This window comes from Burkholderia sp. BCC1644, from assembly GCF_902833225.1.
In the GTDB taxonomy this organism is placed as follows: Bacteria; Pseudomonadota; Gammaproteobacteria; order Burkholderiales; family Burkholderiaceae; genus Burkholderia.
Map to the genome: position 1 here is coordinate 1 of NZ_CADFEI010000037.1, position 23,471 is coordinate 23,471.

At 66.8% G+C, this 23,471-nt stretch carries 23 protein-coding genes and 1 pseudogene; 16 read left to right on the top strand and 8 right to left on the bottom strand.

Annotated elements, in window-relative coordinates; all coding sequences use genetic code 11:
• On the top strand, positions 1 to 453 hold a 453-nt coding region (locus tag HWX87_RS37285), incomplete at its 5' end, for a TolC family protein (protein ID WP_176051783.1).
• Between the two features lie 133 nt (positions 454 to 586).
• On the opposite strand, the gene HWX87_RS37290 is transcribed toward HWX87_RS37285, so the two are convergent.
• Positions 587 to 1,300, bottom strand: a complete 714-nt coding sequence (locus tag HWX87_RS37290) for a dienelactone hydrolase family protein (protein ID WP_176051784.1) — start codon at positions 1,298 to 1,300, stop codon at positions 587 to 589.
• Between the two features lie 26 nt (positions 1,301 to 1,326).
• Here HWX87_RS37290 and HWX87_RS37295 point away from each other — a divergent pair, with 26 nt between their 5' ends.
• The gene (locus HWX87_RS37295) at positions 1,327 to 1,743 is read left to right on the top strand and encodes a hypothetical protein (protein ID WP_176051785.1); all 417 of its coding nucleotides are present in this window, start codon (positions 1,327 to 1,329) and stop codon (positions 1,741 to 1,743) included.
• Here HWX87_RS37295 and HWX87_RS37300 read toward each other — a convergent pair.
• Together HWX87_RS37300 and HWX87_RS37305 are read right to left on the bottom strand one after the other, a co-directional pair.
• The gene (locus HWX87_RS37300) at positions 1,703 to 2,014 is read right to left on the bottom strand and encodes a DUF4148 domain-containing protein (protein WP_244137844.1); all 312 of its coding nucleotides are present in this window, start codon (positions 2,012 to 2,014) and stop codon (positions 1,703 to 1,705) included. The genes HWX87_RS37295 and HWX87_RS37300 overlap by 41 nt on opposite strands.
• A gap of 330 nt (positions 2,015 to 2,344) precedes the next feature.
• A complete protein-coding gene (locus tag HWX87_RS37305; RefSeq protein ID WP_176051803.1) occupies positions 2,345 to 3,310 on the bottom strand; it encodes a GlxA family transcriptional regulator in 966 nt (321 codons plus the stop codon).
• Positions 3,311 to 3,521: 211 nt separating this feature from the next.
• Between HWX87_RS37305 and HWX87_RS37310 the strand changes: the two are divergent.
• The 4 genes and pseudogenes from HWX87_RS37310 to HWX87_RS37325 all read left to right on the top strand — a co-directional run.
• A pseudogene (locus HWX87_RS37310) lies at positions 3,522 to 4,160 on the top strand (HD domain-containing protein); the annotation flags it as partial.
• A gap of 344 nt (positions 4,161 to 4,504) precedes the next feature.
• Positions 4,505 to 4,708 (top strand): DUF1289 domain-containing protein, encoded by a 204-nt coding sequence (locus tag HWX87_RS37315; protein WP_176051787.1) that lies wholly within the window; start codon positions 4,505 to 4,507, stop codon positions 4,706 to 4,708.
• 328 nt (positions 4,709 to 5,036) lie between these two features.
• Positions 5,037 to 5,492: an antitoxin Xre/MbcA/ParS toxin-binding domain-containing protein gene (locus HWX87_RS37320; protein WP_031403156.1), complete on the top strand. Its 456-nt coding sequence runs from the start codon at positions 5,037 to 5,039 to the stop codon at positions 5,490 to 5,492.
• A complete protein-coding gene (locus tag HWX87_RS37325; RefSeq protein WP_176051788.1) occupies positions 5,489 to 5,968 on the top strand; it encodes an RES family NAD+ phosphorylase in 480 nt (159 codons plus the stop codon). The genes HWX87_RS37320 and HWX87_RS37325 overlap by 4 nt, the downstream gene beginning before the upstream one ends.
• A 36-nt stretch (positions 5,969 to 6,004) precedes the next feature.
• Here the strand turns inward: HWX87_RS37325 and HWX87_RS37330 are convergent, their stop codons facing one another.
• From HWX87_RS37330 to HWX87_RS37340, 3 genes are all read right to left on the bottom strand, one after another.
• Entirely contained in the window at positions 6,005 to 6,943 is a 939-nt protein-coding gene (locus HWX87_RS37330; RefSeq protein ID WP_176051789.1) for a site-specific integrase, read from the bottom strand.
• A gap of 82 nt (positions 6,944 to 7,025) precedes the next feature.
• On the bottom strand, positions 7,026 to 8,381 hold the full coding sequence (locus HWX87_RS37335) for a uracil-xanthine permease family protein (protein WP_176051790.1): 1,356 nt from the start codon (positions 8,379 to 8,381) through the stop codon (positions 7,026 to 7,028).
• Between the two features lie 58 nt (positions 8,382 to 8,439).
• On the bottom strand, positions 8,440 to 9,564 hold the full coding sequence (locus HWX87_RS37340; RefSeq protein ID WP_176051791.1) for an aryl-sulfate sulfotransferase: 1,125 nt from the start codon (positions 9,562 to 9,564) through the stop codon (positions 8,440 to 8,442).
• A gap of 102 nt (positions 9,565 to 9,666) precedes the next feature.
• On the opposite strand from HWX87_RS37340, the gene HWX87_RS37345 reads away from it, so the two are divergent.
• The 10 genes from HWX87_RS37345 to HWX87_RS37390 all read left to right on the top strand — a co-directional run bounded on the left by HWX87_RS37345 (position 9,667) and on the right by HWX87_RS37390 (position 22,287).
• Positions 9,667 to 10,623, top strand: a complete 957-nt coding sequence (locus tag HWX87_RS37345) for a LysR family transcriptional regulator (RefSeq protein ID WP_176051792.1) — start codon at positions 9,667 to 9,669, stop codon at positions 10,621 to 10,623.
• A 218-nt stretch (positions 10,624 to 10,841) separates the two neighbouring features.
• On the top strand, positions 10,842 to 12,827 hold the full coding sequence (locus HWX87_RS37350; RefSeq protein ID WP_176051793.1) for a gamma-glutamyltransferase family protein: 1,986 nt from the start codon (positions 10,842 to 10,844) through the stop codon (positions 12,825 to 12,827).
• 420 nt (positions 12,828 to 13,247) lie between these two features.
• The gene (locus HWX87_RS37355) at positions 13,248 to 13,790 is read left to right on the top strand and encodes a hypothetical protein (protein WP_176051794.1); all 543 of its coding nucleotides are present in this window, start codon (positions 13,248 to 13,250) and stop codon (positions 13,788 to 13,790) included.
• A gap of 249 nt (positions 13,791 to 14,039) precedes the next feature.
• Entirely contained in the window at positions 14,040 to 14,810 is a 771-nt protein-coding gene (locus tag HWX87_RS37360) for a hypothetical protein (protein ID WP_176051795.1), read from the top strand.
• 124 nt (positions 14,811 to 14,934) lie between these two features.
• Positions 14,935 to 15,543: a hypothetical protein gene (locus tag HWX87_RS37365; protein WP_176051796.1), complete on the top strand. Its 609-nt coding sequence runs from the start codon at positions 14,935 to 14,937 to the stop codon at positions 15,541 to 15,543.
• A gap of 78 nt (positions 15,544 to 15,621) precedes the next feature.
• Positions 15,622 to 16,164, top strand: coding sequence for a CbrC family protein (locus HWX87_RS37370; protein WP_176051797.1), 543 nt, complete (start codon positions 15,622 to 15,624; stop codon positions 16,162 to 16,164).
• A 55-nt stretch (positions 16,165 to 16,219) separates the two neighbouring features.
• A complete protein-coding gene (locus HWX87_RS37375; protein ID WP_176051798.1) occupies positions 16,220 to 17,470 on the top strand; it encodes a DNA repair exonuclease in 1,251 nt (416 codons plus the stop codon).
• 3 nt (positions 17,471 to 17,473) lie between these two features.
• Positions 17,474 to 20,944, top strand: a complete 3,471-nt coding sequence (locus tag HWX87_RS37380) for a YhaN family protein (RefSeq protein ID WP_176051799.1) — start codon at positions 17,474 to 17,476, stop codon at positions 20,942 to 20,944.
• Between the two features lie 122 nt (positions 20,945 to 21,066).
• Positions 21,067 to 21,591, top strand: coding sequence for an HD domain-containing protein (locus tag HWX87_RS37385; RefSeq protein WP_176051800.1), 525 nt, complete (start codon positions 21,067 to 21,069; stop codon positions 21,589 to 21,591).
• A gap of 9 nt (positions 21,592 to 21,600) precedes the next feature.
• Positions 21,601 to 22,287 (top strand): DUF429 domain-containing protein, encoded by a 687-nt coding sequence (locus tag HWX87_RS37390; protein ID WP_176051801.1) that lies wholly within the window; start codon positions 21,601 to 21,603, stop codon positions 22,285 to 22,287.
• A 173-nt stretch (positions 22,288 to 22,460) separates the two neighbouring features.
• On the opposite strand, the gene HWX87_RS37395 is transcribed toward HWX87_RS37390, so the two are convergent.
• Positions 22,461 to 22,931 carry an ATPase gene (locus HWX87_RS37395; RefSeq protein WP_176051802.1) on the bottom strand — a complete coding sequence of 157 codons (471 nt, stop codon included), beginning with the start codon at positions 22,929 to 22,931 and terminating at the stop codon, positions 22,461 to 22,463.
• Positions 22,932 to 23,289: 358 nt separating this feature from the next.
• Positions 23,290 to 23,471: hypothetical protein (locus tag HWX87_RS37910; RefSeq protein ID WP_208456563.1), on the bottom strand; the 182-nt coding region annotated here is incomplete at its 5' end.

Consider the following 23,471-nt stretch of genomic DNA (forward strand, 5'->3'; position numbering starts at 1 on the left):
ATCTTCGAAGGCGGCCAGAACATCGCGAACCTGAACCTCGCGCATGTGCAGAAGCGCATCGAGATCGCCAACTACGAGAAGGCGATCCAGTCGGCATTCCGCGAAGTGTCGGACGGCCTGGCCGCACGCGGCACGTACGACCAGCAGATCGCGGCGCTGGAGCGCAACGAGCACGCGCAGCAGCGACGTTTCGACCTGTCGGACCTGCGCTACAAGAACGGTGTGGACAGCTACCTGTCGGTGCTGACCGCGCAGACGGATCTGTACTCCGCGCAGCAGACGCTGATCAGCGCGCGTCTGGCACGCTGGACGAACCTGGTCGACCTGTACCGTGCACTGGGCGGCGGCTGGATCCAGCGCGCCGGCGAAACGCCGCGCGCGCCGGATGCGCCGGCCGACTACGACAAGGCGGCCGCTCCGGCGGCTGCGTCGGCAGTGGCGACGAACGGGTAAGCACAAGGAAGGGCAGGAGCGGTTTAGCGCGCTTGTCCTTCGAACCGGCTGGTTGCGGAAACGAAAACGCCACGGATGAAAGTCCGTGGCGTTTTCTTTTTGACGGGCAATTCGAGCGGAAAGCCGCGCTACGTCAGCCCTGCTTCGCCCACAGCGTGCGGCCGAAGAACGTGAGTGTGCGGTCCCACGCAATCTGCGACCACACCGGATCGAACTGCGTGCCCGCGATGCGGCCGGGGCCGACGGCCGTTTCGTTCGCGAACGCGTGATGCGCGAGATAGCGATGGAATTCGAAACCGACCTTCGCATCGGTCAGCTTCTTTTCCAGCGCGTCGACCTGGTCGATCGCGAAGAATGCATCCTGTGTGCCCCAGTGGCCCATCAGCGGCACCTTGAGCTTCGCCGGATCGATGTAGTCGAGCGGAGGAAGGCCGTACCACGTGACGCCCGCGTCCGCATCGGCGTACTGCAGCGACAGCAGCGTGAGGGCGCCGCCCATGCAGTAACCCGTTACAGCCACACGCGAGGCCAGCGTCTTCAGGTACGTGACGGCGCCGGGAATGTCCTGCGACGCGGCATCGCCGAAATCGAGGCCAGTCATCAGGTGGTGCGCTTCTTCTTCCTCGACCGTCGATTTGCCGCGATACAGGTCGGGCACCAGCGCGAAATAGCCGCAGCGTGCGAGGCGGTCCGCGACGCCGCGGATCTGGTCGTTCAGCCCCCACCATTCCTGGATGACGACGACGGCAGGCGCGCCTTCGGTCTTTGCGGGCGTGGCGAGATAGCCCTGCAGTTCCTGGCCGTCCGGGCGTCGAAACGCGATCATGGAACCGGATGTTTGAGACATGAAACCGCTCCTTTTCGAAAAATGCGATGAGTGCGGCATCGGGCCGGCCGGCGGGGACGGCGACGATCGAGCATCCCGACGTCGAGGTTCCGCGCGCGTTCGAGTCGGCCGGCGCCGACCACGCGGCCATTCTATGCGCAAACACCGGCTGCCTGCGTGAACGGCGCCGCACCGGATGCGATCGGCGCACGGAGCAGGCGACCGGTCAACGCCTTGACGTTTTGCCAACCGGATCGGGCCCGGCCCTGCTCGAGGTGCTCGCGGACAACTTGCCGTCGAAGCGCGTCACGGTGCGTCGTCATGAAAAACACCCCAAAGGTCGGATCGAAATCCAACTTTTGGGGTGCAGTTCAGAGCGGGGTGTTGCGGGTGCGGCGCGCGTACTGGAATACGCGGTCCGGCTTACTGGCCGAAATAGATCGAGTCGCGGCCTTCCTGCTTGACGGCGATCGCGCGGCCGGCACGCACGCCGGCGGCAGCTTGCGCGCCGTAACCGGCTTCATCGGCGTTCGTCACGCGGGCCTGGGCGGTCTGCAGTGCGCGCGGGTAATACTGATCGGAGACTTCGGGCTTGTAGCCAGCCTGTTCGAGCTGGACGAGTTCCGCACGGACCTGGGCGCGCGTCAGCTGGCCCGACGGGTTCGATTGTGCGAATGCGCCGTACGAGGCGGACAGGGCGGTTGCGGCGACGACAGCGGTGATGAACGACTTCATGGTGACCTCCGGTTTCATTGATTTCTCGCTTCGCTCGTTGCGTTCAGCGGTTGATTGCATCGTAGCGATCGCGTTACCGGCCGGAAATACGTGTTCCAGTGAATCATTATTGCAACTGGGTAAACGATCCGCGCGTACTGCTTTTTGTCTGATGATTGCGGGGCATGACTGACCGCTTGCCGGCCCGTCGGCGCGTGCCGACGAGGGCTTCGGATCCGAGGGTCGACAGGGCTCGATGCGGCCGAACTGCCTGTTGCCGCGTGACATTCAATTGCATCGCATTCCGAAGTATATGAATGACGCGGCCGGCGTCGTCGCTGCGTTGCCGTCTCACTCGACAGGAACCGCCTGCCGTTTCCGGTACTCGGCCGGTGTGATCCCGACGTGCCGGGTGAACGACCGCCTGAGCGTATCGACATTCGCGAAGCCGCATTTCGCGGCGACCTGCTTCGGCGTGTCGTGGCCGTTCTCGAGCAACTGGCGGGCCGCCGAGATGCGGGTCGCCTCGACCCACACGGCCGGCGTCATGCCGACCTCCGCGCGGAACAGCCGCGCGAAGTGGCGCGGGCTCATGCCTGCATGCTTCGCCAGGTCGGCCACCGAATGCTCGAGTTCCGGATTCGCCGCGATCCAGCGTTGCACCTCCTGCAGCACCGAGCGCCCGGTGGGGCGCGCCTCGCCTTTGCGGCTGAACTGGAGCTGCCCGCCCGGGCGCTTGAAGAACATCACCAGTTGCGCGGCGACGCGCCGCGCGATCTCGCGGCCGAGATCTTCCTCGACCAGCGCGAGCGCGAGATCGAGCCCGGCCGTGACGCCGGCGCCCGTGCGCAGCTTGCCGTCACGCACGTACAGCGCATCGGCATCGACGGCGAGCGACGGAAACGCTTCGGCGAGTGCGTCGGCAGCGGCCCAGTGCGTGGTCAGATGGCGCCCTTTCAGCAGGCCGGTGGCGGCGAGGATGAACGCGCCGGTGCAGATCGAGCCGTAGCGCTTGCTCTGCACGGCCGCCGATCGTAGCCACGCGAGGACGTCGGTGCGCAGCGTGATGTGACCCGCGCTCGGCGCGCCGGCGACCAGCAGCGTGTCGATGCGCTCCGGGACGTCGGGAACGATCCAGTCAGGCAGCAGCTGCGCACCGGAGGAACTGCGGATCGGACCGGATTCGCTCGCGATGATCCGCAGCGTATAGAACGGCTTCCCGCATTCGGCGTTCGCTTGTGCAAACACGTCGAGCGGTGCGGAGACATCGAGCAGTTGAACGCCAGGAACGGCGAAAATTCCCACGACCTTCGGCATGATCGGATGCTGTGACGAACGTGATGCGTAGCAGTATAGAGGCGCGGATCGACTATGAGATGCGCAGGCTGAGCCCGTTTCCTGCGTCTTTCCGGTCATGCGGGCGCCGTGTCCGTTCGTCGCGCAAAATGGCAGGATTCGACGTAGTACGTCTATTGAAGACAGCTATTGGACTCCGGAGAATCGGGGGTGTTTTCAATGGAGGTCAATCATGACTGAGAACGTTGCAGGCATCACCATTCCCGATAGCCGGATGACGCGCGAGATCACCGAACTCGTTCGCGATACTGCTTCGCCGCTGCTGTTTCATCATTCGAGCCGCGTCTACTATTTCGCGGCGCTGGCAGGACAGCGTCGCGGGCTCAAGTACGATCCCGAGCTGCTCTACTGCGGCTGCATGTTTCACGACATGGGGCTCACGCACAAGCACAGCAGCGCATGCGAGCGCTTCGAAGTGGACGGCGCCAATGCCGCCCGCGATTTCCTGAAGGGCAAGGGCATCTCGCAGCAGGACATCGACGTTGTGTGGACCTCGATCGCGCTGCACACCACGCCCGGCATTCCGCAGCACATGCATCCGGTGATCGCGCTCGTCACCGCGGGCGTCGAGATGGATGTGCTGGGCCTCACGTATCCGGAATACAGCGACGTCGAGCGCGAGGCCATCGTCCATGCGCATCCGCGGACGCCGCACTTCAAGGAAGACATCATTCAGGCGTTCTACGACGGGATCAAGCACAAGCCGGACACGACGTTCGGCAACGTGAAGGCCGACGTGATCGCGGACAAGGATCCGCATTTCCATGCGGGTAATTTCTGCAGCGTGATCCGGTCATCGGCGTGGGCCGGCTTATCGCGCCAGGTATCGCGCACGATTCCCTGCACTGAGCGGGATCGTGCGTGCAATGCGAATCGCGATTCCCTAATTGTTCGTGATGACGATCAGGTTGGATCCATCGAAAGAAAGCTGACTTGCTCGAATGGCGTGCCGGACATTTGGCAGCGGCACATCGACAACTGTACGAAGGCCGATCCGGCTGATGGGGCGGGCATCGTGGCGGCGCTGGGGAAGCTGGCGACCGAGTCGAAGCAAGCCGGGCGATGCGACGCGGGCTGCATCGCCGGTGGCAGGGTAGCCGCCTATGGGAGTGCGGACGTTTTCCTGCCGGATATTCAACCGAGACGAGAGTTCCGATGGTTTCCACGCTTCACGACGTACCCGACAGCCCCTGTGTCGGCGTGTGCTCGACACTGTTCGACGATATCTGCAAGGGATGCGGCCGTACTGCCGACGAGGTCTCGCACTGGGTGTTCATGAGCGGCGACGAGAAGCGCGCGATCTGGACGCGCATCCGGGCGGAGGAGACGGCGATGCGTTTCCGTCGTGATGGGCGGTGAGTGGCCATGCCGAGCGTTCCGGTCAATGGATGTTCATTGTGCGATGACAGACGCGTGTTCGGCCGCGTGATTTAAATCAGTAAAAGAGTTGTTACGTGACAACCCCAAAGCGTCCCGATGGACTTTATATACTGAATGACAGCCACCCCCTCTCGAGGCGAATCTTCGATTCGCGATCGTCACAACCGGCTACCAGGCAGAAGGGAGGGGGCATCTGCCCCTGTGGCTAACGCTCCAACCGGCGGGCCACAGCGGCACTTCCCGCTCCGCCTCCGCAAGTTTCCGGCAAAACGCCTATAATGAACGGGCAAATTGCCGGAGGCAGGTCATGAGCACTATTGCTTTTCATCCTTCGGGTGTCGCGCATCCGCGTCAGGCCGAATTCACGATTCTCGAGCAGTTGCTGGCGATCCGTGTCCGTTCGGGTGCCGATCTCGCCGAACTGGCGAGCGCGCGCGTCGACGTGTCGGTGATCGACCGGTTGTCGGAGCGCGGGCTGAAATCGGACGAGCTGGCCTTCATCATTCCGCGTCGCACGCTGAGCCATCGTCGCCAGGCGCACGAACGCCTGTCGCCGGAGGAATCCGACAAGGCGATCCGCCTCGCGCGCATCGTCGCGCAGGCGACGGCCACGTTCGGCGACCAGGACAAGGCGATGGCGTGGCTGCGCAACGGGTTGCAGCGCTTCGGCGGCCGCACGTCGCTCGACATGGCGAGCACCGAGCATGGCGCGCGGCTCGTCGAAGAAGTCCTCACGCAGATCGACGAGGGGTACTTCGCTTGACGACGCTGTGGCGGATCAGCAATTACGCCGACCTGAAGGGCATTGGCGGATTGCGGGCCGGCGGGCGCTGGCATTTCGCCGGGCAGCACGTCGTGTATCTCGCCGAGCATCCGGCGCTCGCCCTGCTCGAGACGCTCGTTCATTTCGAAATCACCACCGTTGCCCAATTGCCGAGCGGCTACCAGTTGCTTCGGATCGACGTGCCCGATACGGTGGATGTCGCCGAAATCGCGGAAGGCGATGCACCGGACGACTGGCAAACGAATGTCGACTGGACCCGCAGCGCCGGCACCGAATGGCTGCACACGCAGCCGAGCGCACTGCTGCGCGTGCCGAGCGTCGTCGTGCCGCACGCGCACAACTTCCTGCTGAATCCGCTGCATCCGGCCGCGTCCGACATCCGCATCGCGGAAGTCATGCAATCGCCGTACGACACACGGATCCTGCGCCTGATCCAGTCGAAGCCGGGCGCATAGCGAACGAGAAGAAAAAGGATGCGCGCCGCGCGCGGTTCAGCGTTCGTGCGCAGCGCGATCCGCGGCTGCGTCCGGCGGCAGCGTTTGCCGGATGCGCGTGACCGTTCGCGTGCTGACGAGACCGAGCATCGCGCTGACCTCGGCATGCGCGTGGCCGGCGAGCAACTGCCTGCGCGCATACGTGTTGCGCAGCACGCGCGGGCTCATGTCCGCCGCGTGGAAGCCGATCGCGGTCAGCGCGTCGCGCACCACCAGCAGCAGGAACATGTCGTTCATCGCGCCACCGCCGCGCGGCGCGGGGAACAGCCGCGTCGATGCCGGTGTATCCGCCGAACGCATGCGCCATGCGGCGAGCGGCGCCAGCGCGAACCCGGCAAGTTCGATCCGGCGTGCCGGCCGCCCGCGATCGCGCGGCACGGACAACGCCGGTGGTTGTGCGTCGAGCTCGGGCGCGTGGCAGGGCATCGCACGAATTTCGGCCGACGTGATGCCGCTCGCGAGCAGCAGCGCGACGATCGCGTGATTCCTGCAGTCAGTTTGCGTGTCGTCCGGTCGAGGCTGGACATGGCGCTGCAGCGCGACGTCGGCGTCGGGCGGCAGGTAGCACGGCTCCGGTTCGCCGTCCGGCCAGGCGAAATCGCGTGTCGTCCTGCCGGCCGGGTGGATCGTCCGCACACCGATGTCGACCAGGTGCCGGCCCAGCCGGTCGATCAGCTTCGCATAGCGCACGCGCGTCGACGTACCGGGCGTGCAGGTACGGTCGAGATCCGCCAGGAAGGCCGCGACGTGGTCGGGCCCGAACGTGGCCAGCGACACACGGTGTGCGATCAGGTGGCGCAGGAACCGCTCGAACATCGCGACGTGCTGCACGACCGAACGCGGCGCGAACGGCCGGCGGCCGGCGCCGGTCGCGGCGGTTTCCTGCCACGCGCGAAACGCGCCGACGGGGTCGTGAATCCAGCGATTCGTGTCCATCCACGATTTATAGCCGGACACGGTGACGCCGGCAATCGTCGCGACATTCGTCCGTCGGGCGCCACGCTGGCCGCGAGCGCCGTTACGCGTCGCGTGACGGTGCGGGTGTCACGCCTGCCTGCGCAGGTCCGCTCAGCCGCGCGAGCGCGGCGAACGCCAGTTGCGTCGCGATGGCCGCGAGTGTGCCGGCCGCCATGCCGTTGCCGAGCACGATTTGCACGGGCGCGCTGAAATGGCGATACAAGTTCGGTACCAGGATCGGCGCGAGGCCGACCACCAGCGCGGCCGCGAGCGTGTACTGGTTGGCGCGCGCGTGCAGGTCGACGCCGGCGAGCAGCCGGATGCCCATCACGCCGATCATCGCGAACACGACCAGCGCGGTGCCGCCGACGACGGCGGCCGGAATCGCATACGCAAGCCGCGCGAGCGGCGCGAACAGCGCGATGACGATCAGGATCGCGCCGGCCGCGGCCGTTACGTAGCGCGAGCGCACCCCGGTCGTCTGCACGACGCCGATGTTCTCGGCGCTGGTCACGATCAGCGGTGTTCCGAACAGCGCGCCGGCCAGCGACGCCAGCGCATCGCCGCGTATCGTCTTCGGCACGTCGCGCGTCAGCGAGATCGCCTTGCCGCACGTTTCGCCGACGGCAACCGTCTGCGCCGTCGCCTCGGCCATCGAGATCGCGGTGAAGATCAGCAGCGGCAGCGCGGCCAGCACGTCGAAGCGCGGCATCCCGAACGGCAGCCACACCGGATGCGTGAACCACGGGCCGTGCCACACGTCGGCGAGCGCCGGCATCGCATCGAGCGCCCAGCCGAGCGTCGCGCCGGCCATCAAACCGACCAACACCGCGAGGCGGCCGAGCGTGCCGCGGAACGCGCCCGCGACGATGACGGTGGCGACGATCGTCGCCAGCGCGAGACCCAGCGCGCGCGGCTGCGCGAAGTCGGCCGAGCCGGGCTGGCCGACGACGATCGTCGCGTAGATCCGGATCAGGTTGACCGACACGAGCAACAGCATCGCGCCGACGACGATGCGCGGAAAGAGCCGCAGGCAGCGCGTGAACACGGGCAGCAGCACCCAGTAGAACGCGCTGGCGAGCAGCGCCGCGCCGGCGGCGGTCGGCAGGCCCGACTGCGCGGCGATGCCCGCGAACAGCATCGTCGGCGCGCCACCGGGCACCATCACGAACGGCATGCGCGCGCCGATCGGGCCGGCGCCGAGCGATTGCACCAGCGTGCCGATACCGCACGCGAAGAACGTCGCGCCGATCAGCTGGACCGTCAGGTCGGCCGGCAGCGACAGGACTTTCGCGATGAGGAAGACGGCCGTGATCGGCGAAGCGGCCATCGACAGCACGTGCTGCAGCCCGAACAGCGCGAGCTGCCACGCGGGCAACCGTGCGTCGACGGGCGGTGAGATTGGATCGTGCGACACGGCAGGCCCCTCGGAAGCGAACGGCGGCGATGGCTGGAATGCAACGGCGAACGGCGCGTCAGGTCCGCAGCCAGGGCAGTTGCGCGGCGCTGTAGCGGAACGTCTGGAACACGCTGTTCAGCTGGCCGGGGCCGGTCTTGCGCGCGGCTTCGTCCGGGTATTCGGCGAACCACGGAATCACGTATTCCCACACGACTTCGCCGGCCGGCGTCACTTCGAACAGCCGGCCCGTCGACGATTCGGTGACGTGCGTGTTGCCGTTCGGCAGGCGCTGCGCGTTGCCCATGAACGGCGTGTAGAACAGGTTCACGACGTCGTCCGCATACGACCACACGACGCGTTGCGTCGCGGGATCGATCTCGACGACGCGCGAGAACACGACGTGCGCGCCGTGGCGGAAATTGCCGTTGTCGAACGCGAGGATGTTGCCGTTCGCGAGCGGCACCGGTGCATGCTGGTGCGACACGACATCCGGCCCGATCCGCAGGTCGACCTGGCCGGTTTCGCGGTTCACGCCGATGATCCCCGACGTCGTGCGCAGGCTCATCAGCACGCGGCCGTTCGCGTCGACCGCGAGGCCGTTGACGAGCGGCCAGTGATAGCGGCCGAAGCCGGCCGCGATCGGAAAATCCTCGGGTCGCAGGTGCTCGCGCGCGTGCCATTCCCACACGATCTGTCCGGCCCGGTTCACTTCGCGGATCACGTCCGCGTACATCACCTCGTCGCCGCCGTGCGGCGTGCCGCCCGGCACGCGCTGCGCGAATGCCGCATCGACCGGTTCGCACGCGGCGTAGAGCAGGTTGCCGTTCGGCAGCCACTGCGCATCGTGGTGATGCGCGGGATCCTCGTAGCGCCACACCGTTTCGCCTTGCGGCGTGACCTCGTAGAAGTCGCCGCCATGCCACATCGACCACGGTGCGTAGCGTGACTCCGATTGCGGATGGTTGCCGTTGTAGCCGAGGTTGCCGTTCGCGAGGATGACCGCGTGGCGGCCGGGGCGCACGGGCATTTTCCACTGATGGGCGACTTCGCCGTCGATGCCGACGAGATAGACGTTGCCGTCGGCCGTCTGCGGCGCGATGAGCGTGTAGCCGCCCGCGGACAGTGCGGGATCGTGGGCGATGAGGCCGACGCCACGGCGGCGCTGGGTAATCTGGTCGACGGTCGTCACTGCAGTCTCCATTCGAATCGGATACGGGGATGCAGCGGAATCTAGACGATTCGGCGTGTCGGTAAAATCGGATTATTCTTGACGGCCTGTTCGAAAAAATCTAACGGTCCCTTCATGCGTTCGATATCGCAGACATTCCGCTGTTTCGACGAAGTCGCACGGCGCGGCTCGATTCGCAAGGCAGCCGACGCATTGCACCTGACCGCCGCGGCGGTGCATCAGCAGATCCGCAATCTCGAGGAGCAGGTCGGCGTGCCGCTGTTCGACCGGCTGCCGCGCGGCATGCAGCTGACGCTCGCCGGCGAGATCGTGATCGCCGCCGTGCGACGCGGCCAGCGCGACTTCGACAATGCGCTGACGCAGGTCGAGGACTTGCGCGCGCTGCGGCGCGGGCACGTGAACCTGGCTGTGCCTGCCTCGACCGCCGAGAAGCTCGTGCCCGATGCGATCCTCGCCGCGATGCAGCGCTACCCGGGCGTCACGTACAGCGTGCGCTCGGGAAACGGCGAAAGCATCGTGCGCTGGGTCGAGACGGGCGAGGTCGACATCGGCTATGCGCTGCGCCGGCGCACGGCAGCGGGCGTGGTCGAGGTGCGCGCGTTCGCGCAGCCGCTGGGTGTCGTCACGGCGCCGGGCCATCCGCTGGCGTCGGCCGGCGGCAAGGTGCGGATGCGCGACTGCTTCGCCCATCCGCTGATCCTGATGACGCCCGACACGGAACTGCGCGCGATGTTCGACCAGATCGATGCGCGACAACCGCGCAACATGCGGCCGCTGGTCGAGACAGGCTCGGTGTCGATGGTGCGGCGTCTCGCGGCCGAAGGCGCGGGCGTCGGCTTCCTGATCGCGGAGAACGTCGCGGACGACGTCGCTGCCGGCCGGCTCGCGTGGACGCCGCTTGCCGATGCGGGCGCGCGCTCGTTCAGCTGCATCTACCAGCGGGCGGACATGAGCGCGACTGTCGCGATGACGATGTTTCTCGAATTTTTCTCCGAGGCGATCGAAGCGATGGAGCGCGGATTCGCGCCTGACGGCAAGGTATCCGGCAAGCGCCGCCGGGCGGCAAGATAGCGACACCGGCCGCACCGCTCGATTGCGATGCGGTGCAGCGAGCGAATCCGCGGACCGACCGGGTGACGTTGCGCACGCAACGCCCGGTTGCATTACGTCATTCCCTTATTGCGGAAAAAATTTTGTTCGTGGGACTATCGAACGCGTTGCCCGCGCACCGAGGGGGTCGCAGGCAGCGTGATGCCCATCGCAACGACCCAGAAGAACATCGACAGACAATGAACAGAACAGCGATTTTTCCGTATGCATCCATGTTGCTCGCGGCCACGCTGCTGACCGCATGCGGCGGCGACGTCGAGAACAACGCGGGCCCCACGACAACACCATCCACCGATGCGAGCTGCCTCGCGGTAGACAACAGCGGTGCGACGGTCGTGGTGGGCTCGAACCAGCCGGGCGATCCGTCGCTGCCGGAAGCGTCGTCGGGCTATCGCACCGGGATGAAGCCCGTCTATGCGAAGACCTACCTGGTGGCCACGTCGAACGCATACGCGAGCGCGGCTGGCTGCGCGGTGCTGAAGAAAGGCGGCACGGCCGCCGATGCGGCAGTCGCCGTGCAGGCCGTACTCGGCCTGACGGTGCCCGAGGCGACGGGCCTTGGATCGGGCGGCGTGCTGCTCTACTACGATGCGCGCGGCAAGACGCTGCAGGCCTACGACGGCCGCGAAACCGCGCCGGCCGCCGCGACGGAAAACTACCTGCGCTACGTCGACGACACGACCGACCATTCGGCGCCGTTGCCGAACGCGCGTGCGAGCGGCCGCTCGATCGGCACGATCGGCGTGCCGCGGCTCATCGAGGCGCTGCAGCAGGATCACGGCCGCCTGCCGTGGCAGAACCTGTTCGGCGATGCGATCACGCTCGCGACCAACGGCTTCCCGATCGGCGGCCGGCTCGCCGACGCAATCGCGGCGAACGCCGCGAACCTGAAGCGCGACCCCGAGGCCGCCGCGTACTTCCTGAACGCCGACGGTTCGCCGAAGACGCTCGGTACCGTGCTGAAGAACCCCGCATACGCGCACACGCTGACGCTGATGGCGCAGTCGGGTGCGAATGCGCTGTACACCGGGCAGATCGCGCAGGACATCGTCGCGAAGATCGCGGTGACGAAGGGCGCGGACGGCTCGACGCTCACGCCGGGCAAGACGACCGTCGCGGATCTGGCCGCGTATCAGGCGAAGCGTCGCGAACCCGTGTGCACGACCTATCGCAGCTACTGGGTGTGCGGAATGCCGCCGCCGTCGTCGGGCGGCATCGCGGTCGCATCGGCGCTCGGCATTCTGGAGAACTTCGACCTGAAGTCGCTGAAGCCGACCGCGATCGATCTCGAAGGTGGCAAGCCGACCGTCGCGGGTGTGCACCTCGTCACCGAGGCCGAGCGGCTCGCCTATGCCGACCGCGACAAGTACGTGGCCGACACGGACTTCGTGCCGTTGCCGGGCGGCACGTGGGACACGCTGCTGAACAAGCCGTACCTGAAATCGCGCGCGGCGCTGATCGACACGACCAAGAGCATGGGCACCGCACAACCCGGCAACCTCGGCGCAGTGCCGCTCGGTGTCGATACGACGCTGATCGAGCACGGCACGAACCAGTTCACGATCGTCGATGGTGACGGCAACGTGTTGAGCGCGACGACCACGGTCGAGTCGAGCATGGGCTCGTTCCACATGACCAACGGCTTCCTGCTGAACAACCAGCTGACCGACTTCTCCGCGAACCCGCTCGACACGTCCGGCAATCCGGTGGCCAACCGGCTGCAGCCGGGCAAGCGGCCGCGCAGCTCGATGGCGCCGACGATCGTGTTCGGGCAGGCTGCCGACGGCTCGCGCGGCGACTTCGTGATGGCGACCGGTTCGCCGGGTGGCGGCACGATTCCGCAATACGTGGTCAAGACGCTCGTCGGCGCGCTCGACTGGGGCCTGGACGCGCAGCAGTCCGCGGGGCTCGTCGATTTCGGCGCGAGCAACAGCCCGACGACCACGATCGGCGGCGAGCATCCGAACGTCAACACGGCGAACAACGGTGCGAACGATCCGCTGATCACGGGGCTGCTCGCGCTCGGGCACAAGGTGTCGACGTCCGCGCAGGCGAGCGGCGTCAATACGGTGATGCGCGTGGCGGTCGGCCAGTCGCCGGCGCTGCAGGGCGGCACCGACCCGCGTCGCGAGGGCGTCGTGCTCGGCGATACGTTCCGGCCGTAATCGGGCAGGACGCGCACGGCCCCGATCTGCCGATGGGCAGTCGGGGCCGTGTTTCATGGCGAGGCCGCAGGGATGGCCGAGCAACCTGCGTCCTTCGGAATGCCGATAAAAGCGGCCTGCACGTCAGCGAGCCGATTCACTGCCGGATGTCCCGATACGTGACGATCGGGCCGATCGCCATCGCGGAGCGTCCGCTCCCGTTCACCGGCCAATACGGTGCCCATCCCGCTGCAAGCCCCAGATTGTCAAACAGTGTGAGTCAATCGTCAGCATTTGCAACCGAAGTAACAGTCCCCGCAATTCAATCGTTTTGCGCGTCGGCGCCGCTACATTAGCTCCACCTGCCGCACTTCGCGGTGAGGCATGCGACAAGCCGCACGAAGGCGGCCCGCAGCAACAACGTCTTTGGGGAGAATGACCATGAACAAGATCCATACGATTCTGCTGGGTGCCGCTCTGACGGCGATGGCGACTTCGGCTGCATTTGCACAGACGGCCCAGACCGGCGCACAGGGTTCTGCGGGCGTCGGCGCACAGGTACAGACGCCGCTGCTCGGCGGTGGCGTGGGCGTGCAGGCTGGCGCTGGCGCGAATGCGGCAGGCTCGGGTTCGGGCGCAGGCAACGTCGTTGGCGGCGCGCTGAACGGCGTCGGCAAGACGGTTGGCGGCGTCGGCTCGGCCGCGGGCAATGCGGTCGGCGGCGCGACGCAGGCGGTCGGTTCGGCAGCCGGCACGGCGAAGGATGCCGCGGCATCGGCCGTTCACTCGACGAAATCGCACGTGAAGCACGTCGCAGGTTCGGCGAAGAGCCACGCGCAAGGCGCGATGTCGACGGCAGGCGACGTTGCGGGCGGCGCGAAGGCGAAGGCCGGCGAAGCGCTCGAAGGCACGACGAACGCAGTGCAGGGCGGCGCATCGGTCGGCGTGAAGGGTTCGGCGTCGGCGCAAGGCGGCGCGCTGTAAGCAGCACGCATCCCGTCAAGGCCCGGCCCGCATTCGTGCGGGCCGGGCTTTTTTATTGGCGCGCGCGGCCCCTGCCCATTGCCCGCTCGCCATGCTTAAATAGCGGGGCACCCGGTTGCGGGGCCGCCGGGATGGCGGTACCGGCCAACAAGGGCAAGCATGTCCGATCGACATCGTGACGACAGACGACACCAAAACGCCGCTCCGGCCGGCCCGGCGCGGTCCGATAACATTCCGAGGCATCACGTCATGACCATCCTGTTCCGTCTTCTCGCGCTCGCCTGCGCGCTCTGGCTGGCCGCTTGCGCGGCGCCGTCCCCGCCGTCCGCCAGTAACGCCGCGTCCGCCGCCGCACCTGACGCCAGCGAACGCCGTGGGCTCGGTACCGCGTGGGGCGAGTCGGTGCGATCCGAAACCCGCCAGGTCGAGTTCGAGCGCGCGGATTCCACCAAGCCGACGGATCTCGCGTCGGTCTACTACAACGATGCACTGCCGGGACATCCTCCGGCCTCGCAGGTTCGCCGGCTGCCGACCCGCGTCGCGCTCGCCAATGGCGACATCGCGCTGTCGTTCACGGACGAAAAGGGCGCGCCGCTGCGTCTCGCGCGCAGCAACGGCCGCTGGCACATGGCGGGCGTCGAGGGTTCGCGCTACATCATCGTGCTGCGCAATCAGGGGCGTCGCACGTTCGAAGTCGTGTCGACGGTCGACGGGCTCGACGTGCTGTCGGGCCGGCCGGGCAGCTACACGAACGGCGGCTACGTGCTGTATCCGGGCCGCACGCTGACGATCGAGGGCTTTCGCAAGAGCCGCGGCGAAGTCGCTGCGTTCCGCTTTGCGGCCGTGCCGGACAGCTACGTCGCGAACTCGAAGTACGGCGATGCCGCGAACGTCGGCGTGATCGGCGTTGCGTTGTTCGCGCAGAAAGAAAACGACGAGGAAGCACTGCGCCGCAACGCGAATCCGTTCCCCGGCAACGACAACGGCTTCGCACCGCCGCCCGTCCCGCGCGGCGAGTGACGGCATGTAGCCGATCGGCCGTGTACGTGTTCTCGCATGGCGTACGCTGCGCGATCCTGAAACGGGATTGCCCGCGTGGCACACCGGCGCAATCGACGAACTCCACGATATTTCCGCGCGATCCATGCAGATACGAAATGTCCCGGCGATCCAGGCTGCGTTGAAACTCGCGACGCTGGCGCTGCTGGTGTCGCATGCGGCCGTTGCCTCCGCCGAGACGCCGGCGCCCGAATCGGTGCGGCTTGCCGATGGTCATGCGATCGAATGGGCGCGCCCGAGCTTGATCCAGGTCGACGCGGCAGGCAGGAGGACATCGGCGTTGAGCGTGCCGGCCGCACTTCGGCGTGCGCTGGCCGACGCATCGAGCGTGGCGTTCCCGTCGGATCGTGCGAAGCGGATCGACGGCAGCGATCATGTGCTGGTCGTCGTCAACCGATCGTCGAGCAGCCGTCCGACCGGGTATTGCGGTGCAGGCGAAGAAGGTACGCTTTACGTGCTGGCGCTGCACGGCACCCGGGCGGTGCAGCGCTTCTCGCTGCCCGTGCAAAGCTGCCTCGACTCCGTTTCGCTCGAAACCGAATCCGGAACCCAATCGCCGTATCGGGCGATCACGTGGCGTGACGCGCCGGACGGCATCGATATCCGGTGGGAATATGTCGTGCACGACGGCGCCACGCATCGCGTCTATCGCTTCGTGAGAGGCGCGTTTGTCGAGGTCGAAAGTCCGCAGTAACGCGGTCGTGCTGCGGCACAATGGCCGTTCGCATCCGCCGCGTGTGCTTCCTGCTCATCCGGATCGACGGAGAATTCCATGTCGTTACCCGCTTTCAGGTACCATCCCGACCCGCTCGCGACGGGCAGCGTGATCGCTTCGGACCTACGTTGCGCATGTTGCGGCGATGCGCGCGGTTACGTTTACGCCGGCCCGGTGTATGCGGTCGACGAGTACGAGCAGCGCATCTGCCCGTGGTGCATCGCCGACGGCTCGGCGCACACGCGGCTCGATGCAAGTTTTACCGACACGTACGGCATCGGCGGCGGCGAATGGGACGCGGTGCCTGACGCAGTCGTCGACGAGATCGCGAATCGCACGCCGGGTTTTCAGGGCTGGCAGCAGGAGCGATGGTGGACGCATTGCGGCGACGGTGCGCAGTTCATCGGTCGTGCTGGCGCTGACGAACTGAAGGCGTTCGGCCAACAGGCCGTCGCGGCCATCCAGGCCTCGACCGGGCTCGACGACAGCATCGAGTGGGAACGCTTTTTCGCGGCGCTCGACAAGGACGGCTCGCCAACCGCTTACGTGTTTCGTTGCCGCCATTGCGGCGAACTCGGCGGCTACCAGGATTGCGATTGACGGCTGCACCCGTGCGAGCGGCATCACCCCATCGTCATGAAACAGAGGAATCTTCGTGAAGTTCATCCACGCGGCAGACATTCACCTTGACAGCCCGTTGCACGGCTTGAGCGCGTATCCCGACGCGCCGGCCGCGCAGTTGCGCAACGCGTCGCGCGAGGCGCTGCGGCAGCTCGTGGATCGTGCGATCGAAGAGGAAGTCGCGTTTCTCGTGATCGCCGGCGACCTGTACGACGGCGACTGGAAGGATCACAACACGGGCATCTTCTTCGGCCAGCAGATGGGGCGGCTGCGCAAGGCCGGCATTCGCGCATTCGTGCTCGGCGGCAACCACGATGCCGAAAGCGAGATGACGAAGAAGCTGACGCTGCCGGACAACGTCACCGTGTTCGGCCACCGCAAGCCGGAAACCGTCACGCTGCCCGAATTCGACGTCGCGCTGCACGGGCAGAGCTTCAAGGACAAGGCCGTCGTCGACAATCTCGCGATCGGCTATCCGGATCCGGTACCCGGCTACTACAACATCGGCGTGCTGCACACGGCGCTCGAAGGTTATGCCGCGCACGCGAACTACGCGCCGTGCACGCTGGCCGAACTGCATGCAAAGGGCTACGACTACTGGGCGCTCGGCCACGTGCATGAGTTCCAGCAATGGACGGGGCCGTCCACCGTCGTGTTTCCCGGTAACCTGCAGGGGCGCCACATCCGCGAGACGGGCCGCCGCGGCGCGGTGCTCGTGACGGTCGAGCAAGGCCGCACGCAGGTCGAGCGCCTGTATCTCGACGTGCTGCGCTGGGAAGCCGTGTCGGTCGACGCGTCCGATTGCCGGTCGGTTGCCGATCTGTCGAGAAAGATCGGCCAGTCGCTGGAGGCGCTGCTGAACGTCGACGGCCATGTGCCGCGTGCGGTGCGCGTGACGGTCACCGGGCGCACGCCCGCACACGGTCTCTTTTTTGGCCGCGCGCCGCAGTTGCGCGCGGAGGTGCTGAACCAGATCGGCATGATCGGCAACGAGTGGCTATGGCTGGAGAAGGTCCGGCTCGCGACGTCCGCCGCCGATCACCAGCCGGGCGAAAGCGAGCAGCTCGAAGCGCTGGAGGATCTGAAGCAGATCCTCGCCGATGCCGCGCACGATCCGGATTTCCTCGCGCTGCTCGAACGCGACCTGAAGCCGTTCGTCGGCAAGGTGCGCAGCGACGTGAAGGAGGAGGTGCCGTTGCTGGCGATGGCGCGCGCCGGCGAGCTGACGGCGCTGGTCGAACAGGTCGGGCCCGCGTTGCTCGCGCGGCTGGCGAGGGGGGAGTAAGCGATGCGCATCAGCCAGCTCGATCTGATCAAGTACGGCAAGTTCACCGACGAGACGCTGCGGTTCCCGTCGGCCGGCGAGGATTTTCACGTGATCGTCGGGCCGAACGAGGCCGGCAAGTCGACGATCCGCACGGCCGTGTCCGAGTTGCTGTTCGGGATGAAGCTGCAGACGCCGCTCGATTTCCTGCACAGCACGCCCGAACTGCGGATTGGCGGCGTGCTGGAGAGCGGCAGCGGCGAACGGGCGTTTCACCGTGCGCGCGGACGCAGTCCGTTGCGCACGCCGGCCGACGACAAGCTGCCCGACGATTACCTTGCCGCGATCCTCGACGGTGCGACGCGTGAATTCTTCGAGCAGATGTTCGGGCTCGATCACGGGCGGCTGGTCGACGGTGGCCGAAGCATTCTCGATGCATCCGACAAGCTCGGGCAGGTGCTGTTCGAATCGGCCGCCGGCGTCGGCAGTCTCGGGCCGGTGCGCGAGGAGCTCGATGCGCGCTCGGTCGAGCTGTGGGCGCCGCGTCGGAGCGGCAGTGCGTTTGCGCTGGCCGAAACGTCGTTCAACGAAGCCGTGACCGAACTGAAAACGGTCCAGGTGCGCACGCGCGACTGGGTCGATCGCAAGGATGCGCGCGAGGCGGTCGAACAGCAGATCGAGCAGGCGCGTGCGGAACAGCGCCGGCTCGAAACGCTGCGCTCGAAGCTCGAACGCGTGCGTCGGCTCGCGCCGTACCTGAAGGAGCTGACGGTCAAGGACGCCGCGCTGGCCGAACTGGGCGCGGTCGTCGAGTTGCCGCCGACCGCGTATGCCGATCTGCTGAAGGCGCAGGGCGATCTCGCGGCCGAGCAGAAGGTGCTCGAAGAACGGCGCGCCGACCTGCTCGCGAAACGGCAGGCGCGCGATGCGATCGATGCGGACGCCGACACGCTGGCGCTCGAAGCCGATATCGAAGCGCTCGACCGGTTGCGCGGCGCGTGCATGAATCACGCGCAGGATCTGCTGCTGCTCGGCGCGGACGTCGAGCGGCATGTGTCCGCCGCTTGTGCGGCGGCCGCCCAGCTCGACTGGCCGACGGACGAAGCGTCGCTGCGTGCGTCGCTGCCGACGGCGCTGTCGCTGAAGACCGTCGCGAACCTGTTGCGTGAACACGGCGCGCTGCACCAGGCGCTCGCCGGCGCGCGCGAATCGCTCGACGAACGCACGCGCGAGCTTGCGCAGGTGCAGGAACAGCAGGCGCGCCTGTCGACCGTCGACGTGCCGGAGGCGCTGCGCGCGGCGCTGGCCGATGCGCAAGGCTTTCGCAACAGCGGCCAGCGCGAGCAGGCGCTGGAGCACGAGATCGCTGCCGCCGAACGCACGCTGTCGGGCGTGCTCGATGCGCTCGGCCAGTGGCGCATGCCGGTCGATACGCTGCGCACGCTCGACGTGCCGTCGGCGGCGCGGCTCGGCGCGCTGCTGAAGGAAGACGGCGAGCACGCGAGCGCGGCTGCTGCGGCACGTGACGCACGGGACAGTGCGCTCGAGGAACTCGAGCGGCTCGAACTGCAGGAGAAGCATTTCGCGGAGAACCACAAGGTCGTCACGACCGCCGACGTGCTGGCGGCGCGCGCGCGGCGCGACGGCGCGTGGGGAGACGTCCGCAGTGGCGCAGTCGATCTCGCCACGGGCGCACCGGCAGTCGACGACGCGATGCGCCTCGCCGACGAACTCGTCGACGCCCAGCTCGGTGCCACGCAGGCGGCCGCGACGCTGCAGTCGTTGCGTCAGCAGGTCGAATCCGCGCGTGTGGGCGTGGCACGCCGGCAGGCCGCGCTGGACGAACGCGAGCGCGAACTGACCGCACATCGCGACGCCTGGGCCGCACTCGCTACGACGGCCGCAGTGCCGGGCATGCCGCTGGCGGCGATGGGCGACTGGCTCGCGAAGCGCGAAACGGTGTTTGCCACACAGGCGGATCTCGACCGTCAGCGCCGCGAATTCGACGCGATGCGTGCTGCCCGGGCCGGCGCGGAATCAGCGCTGCGTGCGGCGCTGCGCACGGTATCGCGCGGTGGCGAGTCGGACGGGCTGGCCGCGCTCGTCGCGATCGCCGAGACTTTCGTGCAGTCGGCCGAGAAAGCGATCGCGCAGAAGGACAGCCTGGACGACCGCGCGCGGGAAGCCGACCGCGGGTGTGCGACGGCACAATCGCGGGCCGGCCATGCGCAGACGGCCTACGATGCATGGCACGCGCAATGGCGCGACGCGCTGGCCGACGCGAAGCTGTCCGCGAGCGCGACGACGCTGGCCGCGGCGGAAGGTGCGCTCGGGCTCGCGAACGCGGTGACGGCCGAGCTGGCCGATGCCGACGCGCCGCGCAGCCGGATCGCCGCGATCCGCGCGGAGCTGGCCGCGCTCGAGGCCGGCGCGCGGCGGCTTGCCGAAGCGCTTGCGCCGGAATGGCTCGCGAGCGGCGACTGGCCGGACGTCGCGCGACGGTTGACGATGCGCCTCGCGGCCGCCAGGGAAATCGCACGCGCGATCGGGCGTGCCGACGAGGCCGTGCGGCAGGCCGACGGCAAGGTTGCGGACGCGGTCGCCGCGGTGGCCGGCGCGGATGCACGAATTCAGCCGCTGCTTCAGCTGGCCGGTGTCGAGTCGATCGACGCGGCGTTGCCGCTGGCCGAGCGCTCGGATCGTCAGCGCCAGCTTCGGCAGGCGGTCGATGCCGCGCACGAGGCATTGGTGCGCGATGGTGACGGGCTATCCCGGTCCGCCGTCGAAGCCGAGGTCGCGGAGCAGGACATTGCCGACGTGCCGGCCCATCTCGAAGCGGTGAAGCAGTCGCTCGGCGACGTCGGCAAGCGGTTGAACGAGCTGTCGCAGCAGCAGGTCGTGGCCGATCAGGCGTTCGGCGCGATCGACGGCCAGGCGAACGCGGCCGTCGCCGAGTCGAAACGGCAGGAAGCGCTGGCGGCGATGGGCGATGCGGCTGAACAGTATCTGGAGACGGCCACCGCGAGCCGCTTGCTGAAGTGGGCGGCGGATCGCTATCGCGACCAGAAGCAGGGGCCGATGCTCAGGCGCGCGGGCGAGATCTTCGCGGGGCTCACGCTCGGCGAATTCGCGAAGCTGACCGTCGATACCGAACGGACGCCGCCTGCGCTGTATGCGCGGCGCACGAAGGGAACGTCGGTCGAGGTTGCGGGATTGAGCGAAGGCACGCGCGACCAGTTGTTCCTCGCGCTGCGCATCGCCGCACTGGAGCTGCAGCTCGGCAGCCGGACCGCGCTGCCGTTCGTCGCCGACGATCTGTTCATCAATTTCGACGATGCGCGCGCGAAGGCCGGGTTCGATGCGCTGCGCGATCTGTCGACGCGAACCCAGGTGCTGTTCCTGACGCACCACGACCACCTGCTGCCGCTCGTGCGGGACGTCTTCGGCGCGCGGGTCAACGTGGTCGAGTTGCAGCGCGCGCCGGCCGGCGCGTGATGCGGGGGCGTGCCGGGATGCCGGCACACGGGAGGGGTCATCGCGTACAGGTAGTATGAGCAGTTCCGAAAGGCGCGCGGCCGGGGCAACCGGTCGCGGGTCTGGCCACACGAGGGGAAAATATGAAAAAGCTGGTAGCCGCCATCGCGTTCGCGGCGGACAAGCATCGCAATCAGCGTCGCAAGGACGAAGAGGCGTCGCCGTACATCAATCATCCGATCGCACTCGCCGACGTGCTGGCCAACGAGGCCGGTATCGAGGACGAGCGCGTGATCGTCGCGGCCGTGCTGCACGACACGGTCGAGGACACGGAGACGACCGAGCAGGAACTGCTGCGGCTGTTCGGCAAGGACGTGGCGGACATCGTGATGGAAGTCACCGACGACAAGTCGTTGCCGAAGGAAGAGCGCAAGCGCCTGCAGGTCGAGCATGCGTCGACCATCAGCCGGCGCGCGAAGCTCGTGAAGCTCGCCGACAAGATCTGCAACCTGCGCGACATCGCGCAGCATCCGCCCGCGGACTGGCCGCTCGAGCGCAAGCAGGCGTATTTCGACTGGGCGAAGTCGGTCGTCGACCCGATGCGTGGCGTGCATCCCGGTCTCGAGATGATCTTCGACACCGCATACGGCGCGCGGCCGGCGGACTGAGGCTCCTGCATGGCATCGGCCCGATCCGTCGACGCCGACGCGCGGCAAGTGCCCGCTGTGGCGGGTGTCGACGTCGGCGGCGACAAGAAGTTATGCGACCTCGTGATCCTGCGCGGGTCGACGGTCGTCTGCCGCGAAGCGCGGATTGCACCCGAGGCGGTGCCCGCGCTGTGTGCTGCCCATGATGTCGTGGCCGTCGGTGTCGACGCACCGAGCGTGTGGTGGACGGGCGTCGGCCGCCGGGCGGCCGAACAGGCGCTCGCGCGCGAACGGATCTCGTGTTTTCCGACACCGTCGCGGGAGCAGGCCGTCGCAAGCACATCGGGCTTCTTCGACTGGATGTTCATCGGGGAACGCGTGTACCGCGCGCTGGCGGACACCTATCCATTGCTGACCGGCGAGCACTATGCGGGCGGTCGTGCGAGTTTCGAGACCTATCCGTACGCGATTACCTGCGCGATGCTGGGCAAGGCGGTTGCGTCGGCGAAGCTGAAGCGTACGCAGCGCCAGCAATTGCTGGCGCGGCTGGGGATCGACGTGTCGACGCTGCGCTCCGTCGATGCGCGAGACGCGACCCTTTGCGCGTTGACTGCGCAATACGTGATCGACGGGAACGCGCATGCGTATGGTGATACGGAGGGTGGCTACATCCGCGTGCCGGTCGTGAGCGAGTCGATCGTGCTCGACTCACTTTAGCGATGGAACGTGGCGACGGCGGGACCGGTGCCGCGACAAGGTGAGCTTTTGCAGGAGAGGTTCGGTCTTCCTGGCGCTGATGTAGTCAGGCGTCGAGAGTCGACCGACAAACATCGGGATTGCCGGCGCGCACGACATGAAGCCGGTGGCCGCGCAATCCCGGGCGGCGCTGTTCAATCCTCGAGGATGGACTTCGGCACGCTGGACAGGTCGCAGGCTTGCGCCTGTTCGAAGTAGTCTTCCGCATCGTTGATCATCACGACGGCGACGTCGATCAGCTCGTCGAGCCGCTGCAGCAGCGATTCACGCCACTCGATGTCTTCATCGCGCTCGGGCGTCTTGTCCAGCTGCTCGATGATCGAATCGGCCGTCTGCAGGAAGGGGATCGCCTGCTGATAGTTTTCGATCGAGACCATCGCCGCGTTACGCGCGCCGACGAGCCGTTCGCGGTGCTCGTCCGCCAGCTCGGATTCGCCGCTGATCCGCGGCAGTACATCCGAGATGCGCTGAAGAAGCGGCGGCGTCTGTTCTTCCAGCAGGGTGGCGCGTTCGCGCAGCGCCGCATATTCGTCGCGAAGATCGGCGTCGCCGGATTGAGTCGTGCTGTCCATCGTCGATATGAGTGCGTGGTTCGGTCGCGGCATGATACTCGACAGCGCCAGGTTCCTTGTCCGTTCCGCTGCCCTCTATATAGGTGGAAAGACGGGCATACGTCATATCTATAGGGAGCCGCTCGCGTTGCGATCCGCGTCCGTCGAGCCCGAAGCCCTCGTGCGCGTCAGCGCACGAGGGCTTTTTCAAACTTTTTTCACAAAGGGGCTTGCGTAGATCGGGGCAGATGCATAGAATCACGCCTCTTTCGCGCTAACGGAAACGCAGCGCGGGAGGAAGGGAAGCGGTGCTGTTGAGGCAGGTGGTACGAGCCTCGGCGGTACAGGAAGTTGAGCCCCGCAGTCGCAACGATGTCGTGTAAAAAGTTGTTGACGAGCTGCGAAACACGGTTCATAATCTCGCTTCTCTGCTGCTGAAAACGCAGCGCTGCTGGGAAACACGAAGTTCCTCGCAGAAATGCTCTTTAAAAATTAACAGCCGATAAGTGTGGGCGCTTGATGGAAGCGAGCTGATCTTCGGATCAGATAGCGAAAGTATCAAGAGTCTCACACTAAAGTAAGTCAGGTTTATGA